Raw genomic sequence first — 15311 nt, 5'->3', positions numbered from 1 at the left:
GACAAAACTCTGGAGACAGTTAAGAGAAGAAAATGATCATATTTTTGATCCGCAAAACTCTCGGAACACCTCATTCGAGTCACGCAATCCCATTACGAATGATACAAATACGAAAGGCATCCATACATGAAATTTCATATAGGACGGAGAAACGAGCATAACAATTGCCAGAACAAGAAGTAAAAGACCGGTCTGAGACAAAGAATAACCTATAGCAGCTTTTTTTGCTCCGTTCTTTAACGCATATGCCGCCCAGAACCTGATATCCAGTATGTGCATTGTCGAGAAGGTGGAAGTTATCTCGACCCCATCGATTGCCTTTAATAATGAGCTTTTTCTTATAGCCAAGATAGTCCGGGATGAAAGGATCGCCAGTAAAAGTATAATTAAAAATACAAAACCACCCATCAACGGCTGCTCATAAAGAACAAGAGCTGTTGACAGGCATATAAGAAACCCAAAGATCGATGGCAGATAACTTTTCTTATGCTTAAAAGAATGTATCAAATTATAAAGACTGAGAGCTGCAAAGAAAAGAATTCCAAAAATGATAAATGCTGTATTCATAAGTTCAACCTTTATTGTATCATGCCAAAGATCAAAGTCTTGAACATCATTGAAAATAAATGACATGCTTATATAAATTACTTTGCAAATGGGTAGTAAACCCCAATAAATCAGCCCCTGTACAAAAGGCTTTTATGCATAAACAACCATGTCACATCTCGTTCACTTAGAACGATAATTGAGGGTCCGTGGCTTAGCCTGGATATAGCACCGGGCTTCTAACCCGGGGGTCGTGGGTTCAACTCCCACCGGTCCCGTAAAAACTCTTTTAATAGCCCTTTTTAAAGGGCTGTTATTTGCTTTTTTGAATTTTAAAAACATATACACCTTACTCAAAGACCAGTACGTCCTTCGCTGCGATCTTCACGATGACACGGGATCCCATAGCTTCATCCAGAAGCCTTGTCGGAACATCACAAAAAAGAACTACATTACTTCCATCAAGTTCCACAGCTATCAGCTTGCTGCTACCCTTATCCGTAACATCAAGAACATTGCCTGCAAACACATTGCCCTCATCTGAAAGCAAACCCTCATCATAGGCCATCAGATGTATGTTCTCCGGCCTTACCCCCCAGGAAACAGTATCTGAACCAGACACATCCGAACTTGTAACAAATTGCATACCTCTGCCTTCAAGAACAAAGCCTTCAGGAGAGTTCCCGACCACATCTCCATCCTCAAAGATATTGCTGACACCCACAAGTTCTGCCACATCCCGGTCAACAGGAGAATAGAACACTTCCCTTGGACTGCCTGACTGGTGAACCTGCCCCTCATGAAGGACCACGACCCGGTCTGCAAGCGAGATCGCTTCCTCTGGACTATGGGTGATGAACAGTATAGGAATGCCAAGCTCTTTCTGAATAGTTTTTATCCTCTCCCTCAGTCGCATCCTGACCACCATATCAAGGGCAGAGAAAGGCTCATCCAGCAACAGGATATCGGGACTCGGTGCAAGGGCACGGGCAAGGGCAACCCTCTGTTTCTGACCCCCCGATAACTGAGAGGGATAACGTCCTTCCAGACCCTCTATATGCAACAGACGAAGCATCTCGAACAAACGATCTTCCTTCTTCGCCGTATCCCACCCCTTAAGACCATAAACGATGTTCTTCCTCACATCCATATGCGGGAAGAGGGCATAGTTCTGGAAAACATACCCCGGCCTCCTGTACTGTGGCTGGAGATCGATACCCGAATCGCTATCAAAATACGTTTTTCCATTAACAATTATACTTCCGCACTCCGGAGTTTCCAGCCCTGCGATACATCGAAGTGTCGTGGTCTTACCGGAACCGGAGCGACCAAAAATGACCACCAGTTCATTCCCCACCTCAAAGCTGACATCCAGAGAAAAAACATCATCTCTGCCACCCTTCCTGCCACGGGACCTATACTTCTTTGACAAGCTCACTTTTACGCCCATTTAACTACCTCACACGCTCCAACGATCCACGAACCTTGCAGCCAGTGCCATGGATAATAATGAAACAACGACCAGAGTGATGACAAGAATATTCGCAAGAGCATCATTGCCTGACTGGAACGCCGTATAGATGGACAACGACATGGTATTCGTTTTCCCCGGAATATTGCCCGCAACCATAAGGGTAGCACCGAACTCCCCCACAGCCCTTGCAAAACTTAACACGATGCCTGCAAGTATGCCTTTTTTAGCAAGAGGTAGGGTCACAAAAAGCATGGTCTCAAGCTCACTGTGCCCAAGGGTATAAGCCGCATACTCCAGTTCACGATCCACTGCACTGATAGCAGAAGCAGTGGTCTTCACCATCAGAGGAAGGGACACAACAAAGGCCGCGATCACCGCAGCATGCCATGTGAAAAGCAATGACCAACCCGTCGTCTCAAAAAGAAAACTACCTATTGCACCGTTCTTGCCCAACAGAACAACAAGAAGATAACCCGTAACTGTCGGCGGAAGCACAAGCGGAAGGGTAACAAGAATATCAGCGAGCCATTTCCCCCTGAAATCCCTCCTTGCAAGTGCATAGGATATGAGAATACCGAACACAGCAACAAGACAGGTGGACAGAACGGCCACCTTTAAAGTGATAGATAGGGGGATCAAGGCATCTTCAAGCATCAATTATCATCCATTACAGTAAAGCCATATTTTACGAATATATCTTTTCCTTCATCCGAAATAACATAATCTATGAATTCCCGGGATGCTTCCAATTCATCTGAAGATGAAACAACTGCAATGGGATAGCTTATACTGGTACTCACCGGAATTTGTGCAACAACGTCTATCTTATCCATATCTGAGACCATCGCATCGGTCATATATACAAAACCCGCATCAACTTCCCCGCTCTCAACATAAACGAGCACCTGCTTCACACTCTCCGCATAAATGAGCTTTTCACTAACATCATCCCACAGAGAAGCTGCCTCAAGTGCACCTTTCGTATATCTGCCCACAGGTGCGATCTCCGGGTCTCCAATAGCTATCTTTGTAATTGAAACATCCCCAAGGTCTTCAAGGGTTCTTATAGTATTCTCACTTGACCTGGGAACTATCATTACAAGAGAGTTCTCAGCGAAATCATGCCTTGTGTCAGCATAGATCATGTCCTCGGAACCGAGGAGGTCCATATGCTTCTGGGAAGCTGAAGCAAAAACATCGATGGGAGCACCGGCTTCTATCTGCATACGCAGGGTACCTGAACCCGCCAGATTGAGAATTATATCGATATCAGGATGCGACTCTTCAAACTTGCGTTCGACCTCAGTGAAACTTTCGGTCAAACTTGCCGCGGCAGAGACAATGACCTCAGAACTCACATCTGTATGAGATGATGAATATCCTAAAAAAGCACCCCACCCCATAACCAAAAACAATGCCATCGCCATTACCAATATGATAGATATGCCCATTAAAGAACGCTTTTTATCCATACAATACCTCCGCTCACCATTACACCGTTATGTTTAGTAGAACATAACGGAATGAGATTAGATTGCTTGTATAAAAATTTTATTGTCAAGCGGGATGAGAACTTAAATTTAATATTTACCGATCAGTTTTGCGACCATCCTATGAACACCATGCATGCTGAGATCCTTCCCAAGATACAGCATAGGACACCTTCCAGTGTAACATTGATGATCTGCACAAAGTTCCCTCACAGCAGGAGTATCCGTTTTCCAGTGAACCCAGGTATTTACCACACCTTTCTCGAAAAGGCCTTTCATGGCATCTGCCGGTTCGGTCTTTGTCAGACCTATCACCGCATTTTCCACACCTTCCGGAGCTTCACCTATAGATTTTATCGCATCTAGCTTGGGCCTATCGGAAAGGTCCACAAAATGAACAGTTTTCCCTTTCTTCCTGAGTTCCTCGACCGCCCATTTCATTGCAGGCTTGGTCCCATCACTAACAAGAATGAATTCATCTGCATCCCAAAACTTCGAATAGGTATTTTCCATTATAATGACCCCCACGATTGAAAACGGTACAGATATTTATATCAAACAAAATAATATAAATAGAGCACCTTTAAGAATCAAGGATGTTGACACTTAAAAGACCTTCTATTAACCTCATTATACATTTAAACTACGGATATTTGCCTATTTATCCATAGTCACCGTCGATCACACACGAACAATATACACAATGAGATAACTCCACTGGAAATAAGGGGGTCTTTGCGCTAAAACCAGCCAATCTCATTTATAATTAAATAAGCAAGAAGACCACCCATTTCAATGAGTGGATGAATTGCGTAAACAGTTGATTGTTCTTGGTTCTGATAGATATTAGTAGTATCAAAACGTATATCACAATATGCGGAAATCCTACAAATCCCGTCTGTACCCGACCAAAGAACAGGAGATTGTCCTGGTCAAAACTCTTGATGTATGCAGATACCTCCACAACGAGTTTCTTGCGGACAGAAGGAATGCGTATGAAAGATATAATCAAGGATTAACAACATTTGACCAGATCAATCAGGTCAAGTATGTCGAGTGTAGGACTGAAGTATTCTCACAGATTAAACAGGATGTTTTGCGAAGACTTGGAAAATCATTTGATGCTTTTTTTAGACGGTGCAGATCAGGTGAAACGCCAGGGTACCCAAGGTTCAAGGGGAAGGACAGGTATAACAGTTTCACATATCCTCAATCTGGTTTCAAAATTGAAGATAACAAACTGAAATTTTCCAAGATAGGGAATATCAAGATCAAACAGCACCGAGAGATAGAAGGCAAGATCAAGACATGTTCCATCAAACGTGAAGGGGATCAATGGTATGCAGTCTTTTCTGTTGACATGGGTGCAAGTCCTGAAAAGATCAACTCTGTTACATCTATAGGAATTGATGTCGGGCTTAACTCATGTGTCACGTTGAGCAATGGGGAACAATTCGATTCCCCTATATATTACCGAAAGTCAGAGAGATCTCTTGCAGTTCAACAAAAGAGACTGAGCAAAAAGAAGAAAGGTTCATCAAACCGTCTTATACAAAAACTCAAAGTTGTTAAGGTTCACAGAAAGATACGTAACCAAAGACTTGATTTTAACCATAAGTTGAGCAGGGCTCTTGTCGACAGGTTTGACTGGATAGTGTTCGAAGATCTGAGCATCAGGAATATGGTTAAGGATCATCATCTTGCAAAATCAATACATGATGTTGCATGGGGTCAACTGATCCAGATGGCAAAAAGCAAAGCGGAAGAGGCTGGCAATTTTGTAGAATTGGTTAACCCATTCAACACATCACAGGAATGCAGCGGTTGTGGAAACATCGTCAGGAAAGGTCTATCGGTTAGGATTCACAAATGTCCTGAATGTGGGCTTGAACTTGACAGAGATGTTAATGCAGCGATCAATATTCTTAATCGATGCACCGTAGGGACTACGGGAAGAGCCTGTGGAGTCATGGACGTTGGTCTGGGATATGAAGCAGAAAGCCACTCATTTTAATGGGTGGTAGTTCACGAATAATGCTTACTTAAATGTCACACGTTCGCTTTATTAAAAACTACTTTCAGAGAAGGTCAGATATAGTGTATACTTAAAACATGCACATCCTATCAAAGAACTGAATGGATGCGATACAATGGAAAAGATAAAAGAATTCTTCAAAATGGACAAATTCGCTGAATACATCGATGTTAAGCTTCTGGAAGTCTCGGAAGGCTACGCAAAAGCAAAGATGGAAATCCATGAGCATCACCTGAACGGGGTGGGCATCGTTCAGGGAGGAGCAATATTCACCCTTGCAGACTTCGCATTTGCCGCCGCTTCCAATTCTCATGGCACGGTTGCAGTCGCAATAAATGCCAATATATCCTTCGTAACTTCCACAACATCCGGGACCCTGTATGCCCAGGCGCGCGAAAATTCAAAAAACCCAAAGATAGCAACCTATACAGTAGACATTACGGACGAAGAAGGAAATGCCATAGCAATATTCCAGGGAATGGCATACAGGAAAAAAATCAGTGTAGATTCATTTTTGAGCTGAATAAAATTTCAGGCGTAAAGACTCAGCAGCTTCCTTTTCCAGATGGTCAAGTCCAAGAAGGAAATCGCTTAGCATTCGATGGTCATCCACTAAACGGTCTGCATTTTTCAGGCTTTCCTTACTGACATAGGTCGGAACAGCCAGACAGAACATACCTGCCCTATTTGCAGCTTCCACGCCCATTGCTGCATTTTCCACAACAAGACATTCACTTGCATACAGCCCGAACATATCAGCAGCACTCAGAAAAGGATCGGGAGCAGGCTTACCATTATCCACATCCTCCCCACTTATGACAACATCGAAAATACCATCATAAAGATTAGTGATAATATCTTGCACTATATTCCGATCAGCTCCGGAAACCACCGCAAGCATAAAACGCTCTTTCAAAATTGGAAGACACTCGAGAACCTCACTAAAAGCCTTCAGTTCTACAATTCTGGCAAACTCATCCCGGTACCTGTGTATAAGCCCATCTAAATCAAAGTTCAGAAGATCCACACCATCTTTTTCCAGCAGATAGCTTACGATATCCACTGTCTTTGAGCCTTCCATATTATAGACATCCTGAGCATCCATGGATAAACCCATATCGGCAAATACATGACTCAAAGCTTCGGTATGGTAAGGCATAGAATCCACTAGAACCCCATCCATATCAAATATCAGACCTTTTAGCACAATTAACACCCTAATATAACCTTATTGCAGAACAACATATCCCGGAAATAGATACAAGAGAAAATATAATAGAACCGGAAAACGAAAAGCGATCAAACACCAACTGGGGATTTACTTTAACCTGAGCTCTTTTCCATGTTTGTGGAGTGCGATCTCAATATTGGATTTGAGGTCCTGTTCTTTGAACGGTTTAGATATGTAACCATAAGGTTCTGCGACCTTAGCTCTCTCAAGTGTCCTGTCATCGGTATATGCTGTAAGGAAGATCACCGGAATATCGAATTTAATGCGGATCTCATTTGCAGCTTCAATGCCGTCCATATCGCCCCTCAGCATAATGTCCATCAACACAAGATCAGGGTAAAAAAGGTCTGCTTTAGTAATTGCATCCTCCCCGGATGAAGCAGTACTGGGCACTGAATACCCCAAACTAATGAGCTTGTTCTTAATGCTCAACGCCACAATATTCTCGTCCTCGACGACTAAAATGCTTGTCTCTTTATTCATGTGCCCTCAGACCCCATATTTTATCAAACGTGACCCTAAACGCTTTAACAGATGCATCATCCATGGAAATTGTGCAACTGCTACTGATAAGCGTATCCAATAAATGTGAACTTAACAAAGTAGTTTTATAACGTATATACTTTTTGAGAGAACTATAGTATTATCACTCACGATTAGTATAAATTTATTTTCATTACCAGAACATACACACATCAGATCATTACTAAATTCATTCACAAATTGATATTAATTGTATTGGTAATATATCATCAATAATAGTTCCAGAAAGAAAAGCTGCAAAATTCCTAGAATGGAACGTTCAGTTGTCAGAATATCTAAAACTTCTTTTTGCGATATTTTATAAATAAAAGGAGGACATCATTATTTTAAAGATGTTGACGAAATTTGTATAAATAAGAAGTTCATCTGTAGATAACAATGCCGGAAAATATAGAACACACTCCATTGACATCCTGGAATCCCAAGATGAAAGCTCCATCAATTGACGATACCGCATATATTCACCCACAAGCAATTGTGATCGGAGATGTAACCATTGGAAAAAGAGTAATGGTATCTCCTTTTGTATCCATAAGGGGCGATGAAGGTAGCCCCATCCATATTGGCAACGACAGTAATGTTCAGGATGGAGTTATCATGCATGGCATGAAGACCATTGACATTAAAGGAAATCCAATTAAAGCAAATTAGGTGAATGTGGAAGGTAGACCATATTCAGTATATATAGGAGAAAGAGTTTCACTTGCTCACCAATCACAGATACACGGCCCCGCTGCAGTCTGTGATGATGCATTCCTCGCAATGCAGACACTGGTATTCAATGCAAATGTTGGCAAGGGCTCCGTGCTTGAACCCAAATCCGGTGCCTTTGGCGTAGACATTCCGGAAAACAGGTATGTCCCCGCAGGAATGATGATCACCAAACAGGAAGATGCAGACGCTCTGCCGGAAATATTCGAAGGATATTTCTTTGAAAATACCAACAGAGAGGTAGTTTCCGTGAACATCGAGCTTGCTAAAGGATATAGGAAAAAGAGTGAAAAATAAAAAGGGATCAAATCACGTAAGGATAAACTGCTGACATCCATACCCTAATACCGCCTTTCATATTATAGACATCCGTATAACCGGCATTAACAAGTGTTTTACTTGCCCTGACACTTCTTACCCCTGTACGACAATATACCAGGATGACCTTGTCCGCTGGAACTTCATCCAGCCGTGATCCCAATTGTGAGACCTCGATATTTACTGCACCTTCGAGATAACCTGAATTGAATTCACTTTCCGTGCGCACATCCAGAAGGAAAACATCTCCCTTATCGAGCATATCTTTAGCCTCATGAACGGATACATCCGTATAGCTCACATCTGCCCCATTTTTATTTGATGCAAATTTATCATATCCAATAAATCCTAAAGCAATGCATGCGATCACCAGTAAGGTCACCAACATAGTGATATTATTTGAAAGAATGCTCATTTTACATCACGCCGGCAAAAGAAATCCCCTTCGAAGCCAAATTGCTTGTAAACATAGCATTCCCTGCAAAGACATTCCTTTTTTTCCGGAAGTGAGCGATCATTGCCGCGTGCACAGAACATATAACCATCTCCGGGATATGAAGGACAACGTTTGCAGTTGCAAGCTTTTGAATGGTGAAAAGAGGGGCATACCCCAAAATATTTCCCACCGGAGAATCTTTCCTCAGTATCTGACATTTACAGCCCCCCATATAGAGAAAATATTTAGTTTTCTTTAAGCTTCTTTTTCGCAACCAGTCCCAAATGGTCCTCATGGAACGGTGCAAGGTCGTGTTTCTTAATAATCTTGAATTGGGTATCGAAGTCCTTTTCCAGTTTGTTCACTTCCTCTTTGAAGACCTTGGAAGGATTCGCCACCGTATCGATACTTCTGGCCTTAATGGAAAGAAGCAGATGCCCATCTTCCTTAAGGAACTGCCCCGCATTCACCGCAGCGATCTGCGCCTGATTAGGCTGGGCAACGTCCTGAAAGATCACATCGACCTGTTCAACTATATGAGCATAAAGCTTCGGACGGGAGGCATCTGCAAGTATTGGCACGATATTGGACCTCGTATCACAGAGCTGGATCAGTTCCCGCATGGTACGTGGGGAGAACTCCACCGCATAGACGATACCATTGGGAAGCATATCTGAAACGTGGCTTACGGTGGTGCCTGATGCGGCTCCAAGATACAGGACCCGGGAATCACTTTTTATCGGCACCTTCATCTTCTTGAGGACCATTGCCGCGAGTTTGCTCCTGCGGGCATCCCAGGCACGATATTCCTCACCTTCTTCCTCCAGCAGATTCTCACCATAGACATTCGAGCCGGGGTTGGCATTCTTTGTGGCCAATATCTTCTTACCGCCTTTTCGAACCTCGAATATGCCCTCTGATATCTCATTCACATCCATTTATCTCTCGCCTCCTTTATTTTTACCCTTGTATCCTTTGCCAGCGGGTTTTTGTTTAACGGGAGGCTTGGGATTTGCAGCTTTTATGAAATTCACCTTTTTCTCAAGGTTGACCTTTATCTCAGGATGCAATTCACCGGAATAAACATCCATGCGTGCTGCCAGACTTATCTTTGCAGCCAGCGCACGTGCGATCTTACCCCTCTGCCACCAGGGGGAGTTCTTGACCAGAGGATTATTGAATATTATACCGTGCTTTGGAGATGTTGCCCGCCCACGAAGATGTTTGAAAAGTGCTCTATTGGCACCCATGACCTGAACTGTGCTCGAGGGCAATTGAGAAAGCCTTGCAAGGCCACCGGTCATACTGATAAGCCGGGCACCGATAAGAGAACCCGCGATCAATGTGACGTTCGGTGCCATTTTTTCCATGTTCCTGACTATACTAGCTTCAATGCTGTGCCGACTGTCATAAAGCTCACAAGCATTAGAAGCAAAGCCCATTATAAGCTCCTCATCGGCGGAAGGGAGTTCAGAACCCATGGAAGAGGTTGCCTTTTCGAACATAGGATGTTCGGCAGGAACGTTGTTGCGTGAACCGAACTCGCTAACGAAACGTACAAGCGGTTCAGAACTTAGACCCAATTCCGGAAAATGCAGACCATACCATTCGGAAAGACGTTCGGAAAGCACGTTGACAACATCATCGATATCATCCAGCGCCTCTACAGCCTGAATTATTTGCATATCCGGAGTATTCGTCCTCGATATCTGTAACTTCGCAGCACGAATTGACACATCCCTTAACAGAGAATTGTATTCCTCATCGTTTTCCACGAACCCGCATTCAATTGCCACTGTACGTATATCGAAACCACTGCCGGGAGAATATGCGACAACGTCCTTCTGGAGCAGAAGTTCCGCAAGCTCATCAACATCTTTGTTGAAAGGTTCACATTCAGTAACACCATCGTCACCAATGGTCAGTATACCATACCAAGTAATGATCTTCAAATCAATCCTTCCATATCATTGCACCGGAATTGTTCGCTTTAGTAAGGACAACGGTGCCGCCCCCTGTCTCATCAAGGAAATGTTGAACTTCATCCCTTATTTGTTCAGCCATATTTCTGTTATCAATAAATCCAAATACCGCAGGACCAAAGGAGCTCATCCCTGCCCCACATGTACCAAGGTCCTGCATAAGTTCCATAAGGTCCCTTACTTGCCGGGATTGCAAAGCAACTTCACGCTTCTTAAAACCAACATTCTGCAAATGGTCCACGGCAAACCCGAAGTTCTCGATATCGCCTTCGAGTATAGCAGGCATCATCTGCATTAGCACCACATGACAGACTTCCTGTACTTCGCTCAAAGGTATCGGACATTCCGTTTTGAAAATATCGACCTCTTGCGAATCATGTGCACCAACAGAATCAGGAATTGCGAGAATAATATCCCAGTCCGGAAGATCATGCCTGAAAACCACAGGAGCAGGTGCTGCTTTGCTGGTAGAAGAAGGAGAGAAAGAACCTTTCTCACTGAACTTATGCCCGACATCAACAAGAAAGCCACCGCTTTCAAAGGAGGCTACTCCAATACCAGAAGTACCGCCTCTGCCAACTGCGATAGCAAGTTCCCTTACGGTCAGCCCGAGACCATAGAGCTCGTTCACTGCCGCTGCCGCACTCAACGCAGACTGTGTCCCGGAACCAAGACCCACATGAGCAGGCATATCCTCTTCGACATGTATGAGGACACCCTCACCCTCAGGAAGAACAGCCTTTGCCGCTTCGACCATACGGTCTGCAAAACTGGAGATACCCGTCACTTCGACCCCATCCGCCTTTTCGGCAGAAAGCACAATATTGGGATGGTCAAGGGTTATCCCTATACCGCCATCTATTCTGCCGATCTCTGCATTCAGATCTATCAATGATAGATGCAATCTGGATGGAGACCTTATTCTGATCATGGTCGGTTATCTGTGTTCATATTATTAAATACTAACACTATTAAAAAATCAGGCTGTTAAGCCCCGGAAAGTTAACTGGAAGAATATCTGTTTTTCGCAAACCACCAGCCGGTCTTCAGCACCTTTACATTGAATATGAACATCAAAAGCGGAGGAATAAAAGAACCGATCCTGAAACGGATTGAACCTGACAGGTGCACATCGAACGCCTCTTCCATGAAAACCGGATATAAAGAATAACTGAAACTTCGGGCCCTTCCCCGAACTATGGAAGCCAGCGTATGTAGATAGCCGCACAACATTCCCGTGTCAGCAGGGTCAGGCAATCCATAAGTAAGGTCGAATGCGAGATCCCTTATGTGTAACTGAAAAAGAAGACCCTTCATCAAATGGAAGAACTGCCCCTTTATAGCATACCCTTTCCTTGCCATTTCATACGTATTTTTCAGAGGATGATCTGTATCCTCTTTTGTAGTGTCCTCTTTTGTAGTGTCCTCTTTTGTAGTGTCCTCTTTTGTAGTGTCCTCTTTTGTAGTGTCCTCTTTTGTAGTGTCCACCTTTGTAGTGTCCTCTTTTGTAGTGTCCACCTTTGTAGTGTCCTCTTTTGTAGTGTCCACCTTTGTAGTGCTTTCTTCTGCCGAAGTTGTGCCATTCGTGACAGGAACCTCTTTTGCATCGGGCTGACCTGAAAAACTGTAAGACAGGAACATCCACTTCAAACTGACATTGCTTCGGACCCCGGAAAGACCACCATTTACATCAAATGCTACAGCTATAGGTGCCAGCAGGATCAGTGCCAGCAAGAAGATAACGATCAGAACTATTACGTAAAGGAAGAACATCAGTTCCAAACTATCACTTGCCGATAAAAGATAAAGGAAGTTTATTCAGCATCCTCAGATGCACCCTTATTTTCATCGTCCTTTTTCATTTTGCCTTTTACAGACCTTATCTTTTCGTAAACCCCAGGAACTGCATCGAGGAGTTTGCCAAGATCACTATTTCCGGCAAGGGTCATCAGCCTTACACCTTCATCGGAAATCACTAGAAAAGCAACAGGTTCGATTTTAGCACCGCCTCCACCGCCACCTCCGAAACCGGATTCAACACCATCTTTGGAGCCTTCGCCCCCGCCGCTTCCAAACCCAAAGGAAACCTTAGTGATAGGAAGGATGGTTTTACCCCCGGCAATGACCGGTTCACCAACAACTGTTTTAGCACTTACCAGGCGTTCAAGTTCACTGGTAACCTCTTTCATAACATCTTCAAGACCCATACATAAACCCCCATATTAGTTCTGAGAACGCGCATATTCAAATGAAAGATAACTATGAATACCTATGTTGATGAACAGTTAAAAAATTAGCCCTATGAGAAGGGAATAGAACAGAACCGAAGTTACTGCTCTTCGTTATCCATAAAGAAGTTCATGAGCGAATACTTCACTTTTTCAGGATCAACATCCACTAACTCACTTCTCTCTGCCGGCGGGAACACTTCAAATACCGAGAACTTACCAAACCTCTTCTTTGAATCCGTGAGGAACCTGCCATCGAGAAGGATGCGAGCACCATAGTCGGTCGGAGAACGTACCACGCGGCCCATTGCCTGTCTGATCTTACGGATCGTCGGGACCTGGATCGCAAACTCCCAGCCTGCACCATAGCCGAAGACATGGTCATACGCAGACTCCACTGCATTCATCCTGTCATTGAGTGCAGGATAGCCGACCCCTACAATTATAACTGTGCGCCCACGTCCGTCCCTATAATCAATTCCTTCGCTCAATGTACCCCACAGATATGAGAGCAGCACTGCTTTACCGTTGTCCTCTCCTATTGCGAAGAACTCTTCCCGCACATCCTGTGACGATACGCCCACCTCATCAAGGAATACCGGCACATTGACGAGGGGTTCGATCTTTGAATAATATCGCTTGGCCTCAAATGCACTCTGGAAAAAGAGAATGACATTACCCTTTGAATGTTCTATAGAATCCAGAATCACCTGTTCCAGAAGTTCAGTTACATGCCGGTCATCCCTGTTCTTGGCAAAGAGCGGAGGAATAGATACTGCTATCGAAAGCCTTTTTTCTTCAGGGAAGGAGGTCCCGTAGGACATCTCACACGTATCCCTCGTGATACCCAGGGTCTTCTTCACCATCTCGAAAGGATGAAGCGTTGCTGACATGAGGATCACCGAGAACAGAGAATTGAAAAGCGGTTCGGTCACGTTCTTCGGGATACATGTGAAAAGCTCGATGCGCCCGTATATATCATCGTTCATATCCCTGCGGACGTTCAAAATGGGATAGTAGTTCAGATTGTGGGATAGTTCGATATAAACTGAAATGAAATCCGCAACAGACCTGATATGTGAACGTTTCATGATACTGCTAAGGCCTTTTTTGTATTGTTCCCTATATGTCTCGTCCAGTTTGGCACCAAGCACACTTGCTTCTGAAAGCAATATCTGTATATCGCCCTTCTCACCAAAATCTCCCTTGGCCTGGCGGAGGAACTTACCACGCACAATGTCATTGCGTTCGTAAGGATCGCTTATGCGCATATCATACCAGTTCTTTCTGACACGTTCACGTTCACCGAACTTGAACCTTGAATTGTAGGTATCCGAGATCACATCAAGGAAGATCTTGAAAATATCGCGTATATTGTTATCTGCCAGAAGATCACTGTTAGCTTCGAGTTCGGCCATTGCTTTTTCAATTGAATGTTCGGTAAGGGATAAAGAGGAATGCGACCTTGCAGCGGATTCGAGATTATGGGCCTCATCGAAAATCACAATGGTCTCCTGGGGCTCCTTTTCGATCCAGCCCAGCACCGTTGAGAAAATATCAGGATTCAGAACATGATGGTAATTGCATATCAGCAGATCTGCGTGCTTTAACTCCCTTTTCACCAGCTCATACCCACACATGCCATCCTTGATAGCATGGTCATTGATCTCCTCAGGGGAGCGTACTTCTTTGTAAAGCCAGCCTCTGAACTTTTCACTATCTGAGCGTAGAACCTCATAAAGATCATTGCACGAGCGGTCGCGAAGGCCTCTTGCTTTTTCTTCCACAGCATCGATCTCTTTTGACAATTCATCCCTAAGGGTCACGAATGCCGGGTCATGGGACTTTTTGTAACTATCGCGTGCAGAGTTCAGTTCCTGCCTTTTAAGATATATCTCCCGCTCCGTCTCCATCAGCTCAAAGGTGTTCTCCCTTTTAACAGAACATTCCTCATAATCAGCTTCCTGGGGGCACATCGCGGTTTTACCTTTTATGACCGCGACCTTGACATCCTGAACCTTTTTTATGTCACGTGCCTCATTGATGAACTGTACCATTTGCTGATGTACATTGGTAGCGATAATGACGGTCTTGCCTAACATTTTACCAACATGAAGTGCCGGAACAAGTGCACTAAGTGTTTTACCGGTACCGCAGGCTCCTTCGAACAGCACTAACTGTTGCTGCATAAGGGCACTGTGAATACGGTCCATTGCTTCCTGTTGATTAGGATAACATGAATTTTGCGTAAAATATTTCATGAATGCAGGCTTGTCGCTCATCGCGTTCCCTATGATGTTACCATACTTTAATAGTA

The 15311-nt window shown here is 43.9% G+C and carries 19 protein-coding genes and 1 tRNA gene; 5 read left to right on the top strand and 15 right to left on the bottom strand.

Annotation, left to right across the window (positions count from 1 at the left end; genetic code table 11):
• Window positions 1–36: 36 nt before the first annotated feature.
• A complete protein-coding gene (locus tag PBV53_RS04650) occupies window positions 37–567 on the bottom strand; it encodes a hypothetical protein (protein ID WP_270096014.1) in 531 nt (176 codons plus the stop codon).
• A 182-nt stretch (window positions 568–749) separates the two neighbouring features.
• Between PBV53_RS04650 and PBV53_RS04645 the strand changes: the two genes are divergently transcribed.
• A tRNA-Arg gene (locus PBV53_RS04645) sits at window positions 750–824 on the top strand.
• 71 nt (window positions 825–895) lie between these two features.
• Here the strand turns inward: PBV53_RS04645 and PBV53_RS04640 are convergent.
• The 4 genes from PBV53_RS04640 to PBV53_RS04625 form a co-directional block, all read right to left on the bottom strand.
• Window positions 896–1996, bottom strand: a complete 1101-nt coding sequence (locus PBV53_RS04640; protein ID WP_270096013.1) for an ABC transporter ATP-binding protein — start codon at window positions 1994–1996, stop codon at window positions 896–898.
• Between the two features lie 9 nt (window positions 1997–2005).
• Window positions 2006–2674: a molybdate ABC transporter permease subunit gene (gene modB / locus PBV53_RS04635; RefSeq protein ID WP_270096012.1), complete on the bottom strand. Its 669-nt coding sequence runs from the start codon at window positions 2672–2674 to the stop codon at window positions 2006–2008.
• The gene (gene modA / locus PBV53_RS04630; protein WP_270096011.1) at window positions 2674–3492 is read right to left on the bottom strand and encodes a molybdate ABC transporter substrate-binding protein; all 819 of its coding nucleotides are present in this window, start codon (window positions 3490–3492) and stop codon (window positions 2674–2676) included. Before modA ends, modB begins: the two co-directional genes overlap by 1 nt.
• Before the next feature lie 108 nt (window positions 3493–3600).
• Window positions 3601–4023: a hypothetical protein gene (locus PBV53_RS04625; RefSeq protein WP_270096010.1), complete on the bottom strand. Its 423-nt coding sequence runs from the start codon at window positions 4021–4023 to the stop codon at window positions 3601–3603.
• Window positions 4024–4384: 361 nt separating this feature from the next.
• On the opposite strand from PBV53_RS04625, the gene PBV53_RS04620 reads away from it, so the two are divergent.
• Window positions 4385–5524 carry an RNA-guided endonuclease InsQ/TnpB family protein gene (locus tag PBV53_RS04620; RefSeq protein ID WP_270096009.1) on the top strand — a complete coding sequence of 380 codons (1140 nt, stop codon included), beginning with the start codon at window positions 4385–4387 and terminating at the stop codon, window positions 5522–5524.
• A 136-nt stretch (window positions 5525–5660) separates the two neighbouring features.
• On the top strand, window positions 5661–6068 hold the full coding sequence (locus PBV53_RS04615; protein ID WP_270096008.1) for a PaaI family thioesterase: 408 nt from the start codon (window positions 5661–5663) through the stop codon (window positions 6066–6068).
• On the opposite strand, the gene PBV53_RS04610 is transcribed toward PBV53_RS04615, so the two are convergent.
• Window positions 6054–6752 (bottom strand): HAD family hydrolase, encoded by a 699-nt coding sequence (locus PBV53_RS04610; protein WP_270096007.1) that lies wholly within the window; start codon window positions 6750–6752, stop codon window positions 6054–6056. The genes PBV53_RS04615 and PBV53_RS04610 overlap by 15 nt on opposite strands.
• A gap of 111 nt (window positions 6753–6863) precedes the next feature.
• Entirely contained in the window at window positions 6864–7259 is a 396-nt protein-coding gene (locus PBV53_RS04605; RefSeq protein WP_270096006.1) for a response regulator, read from the bottom strand.
• A 438-nt stretch (window positions 7260–7697) separates the two neighbouring features.
• Between PBV53_RS04605 and PBV53_RS04600 the strand changes: the two genes are divergently transcribed.
• Window positions 7698–7970, top strand: coding sequence for a hypothetical protein (locus tag PBV53_RS04600; RefSeq protein WP_270096005.1), 273 nt, complete (start codon window positions 7698–7700; stop codon window positions 7968–7970).
• Between the two features lie 6 nt (window positions 7971–7976).
• Window positions 7977–8327 carry a hypothetical protein gene (locus tag PBV53_RS04595; protein WP_270096004.1) on the top strand — a complete coding sequence of 117 codons (351 nt, stop codon included), beginning with the start codon at window positions 7977–7979 and terminating at the stop codon, window positions 8325–8327.
• A 7-nt stretch (window positions 8328–8334) separates the two neighbouring features.
• Here the strand turns inward: PBV53_RS04595 and PBV53_RS04590 are convergent, their stop codons facing one another.
• The 8 genes from PBV53_RS04590 to PBV53_RS04555 form a co-directional block, all read right to left on the bottom strand.
• On the bottom strand, window positions 8335–8763 hold the full coding sequence (locus PBV53_RS04590) for a rhodanese-like domain-containing protein (protein WP_270096003.1): 429 nt from the start codon (window positions 8761–8763) through the stop codon (window positions 8335–8337).
• On the bottom strand, window positions 8760–9002 hold the full coding sequence (locus PBV53_RS04585; protein WP_270096002.1) for a DUF2769 domain-containing protein: 243 nt from the start codon (window positions 9000–9002) through the stop codon (window positions 8760–8762). The genes PBV53_RS04590 and PBV53_RS04585 overlap by 4 nt, the downstream gene beginning before the upstream one ends.
• Window positions 9003–9029: 27 nt before the next feature.
• A complete protein-coding gene (locus tag PBV53_RS04580) occupies window positions 9030–9722 on the bottom strand; it encodes a fibrillarin-like rRNA/tRNA 2'-O-methyltransferase (RefSeq protein WP_270096001.1) in 693 nt (230 codons plus the stop codon).
• Window positions 9723–10736: an NOP5/NOP56 family protein gene (locus tag PBV53_RS04575; protein ID WP_270096000.1), complete on the bottom strand. Its 1014-nt coding sequence runs from the start codon at window positions 10734–10736 to the stop codon at window positions 9723–9725.
• A gap of 1 nt (window position 10737) precedes the next feature.
• A complete protein-coding gene (locus PBV53_RS04570; protein WP_270095999.1) occupies window positions 10738–11697 on the bottom strand; it encodes a beta-ribofuranosylaminobenzene 5'-phosphate synthase in 960 nt (319 codons plus the stop codon).
• A 71-nt stretch (window positions 11698–11768) separates the two neighbouring features.
• Window positions 11769–12539, bottom strand: a complete 771-nt coding sequence (locus tag PBV53_RS04565) for a DUF2953 domain-containing protein (protein WP_270096656.1) — start codon at window positions 12537–12539, stop codon at window positions 11769–11771.
• 41 nt (window positions 12540–12580) lie between these two features.
• Entirely contained in the window at window positions 12581–12973 is a 393-nt protein-coding gene (locus PBV53_RS04560) for a GerW family sporulation protein (protein WP_270095998.1), read from the bottom strand.
• A gap of 122 nt (window positions 12974–13095) precedes the next feature.
• Window positions 13096–15276 (bottom strand): ATP-dependent DNA helicase, encoded by a 2181-nt coding sequence (locus PBV53_RS04555; protein WP_270095997.1) that lies wholly within the window; start codon window positions 15274–15276, stop codon window positions 13096–13098.
• Window positions 15277–15311 lie beyond the last annotated feature (35 nt).

The organism is Methanococcoides alaskense (genome assembly GCF_027594145.1).
Classification (GTDB): Archaea; Halobacteriota; Methanosarcinia; order Methanosarcinales; family Methanosarcinaceae; genus Methanococcoides; species Methanococcoides alaskense.
This window is presented reverse-complemented; position numbering and strand designations above follow the sequence as displayed.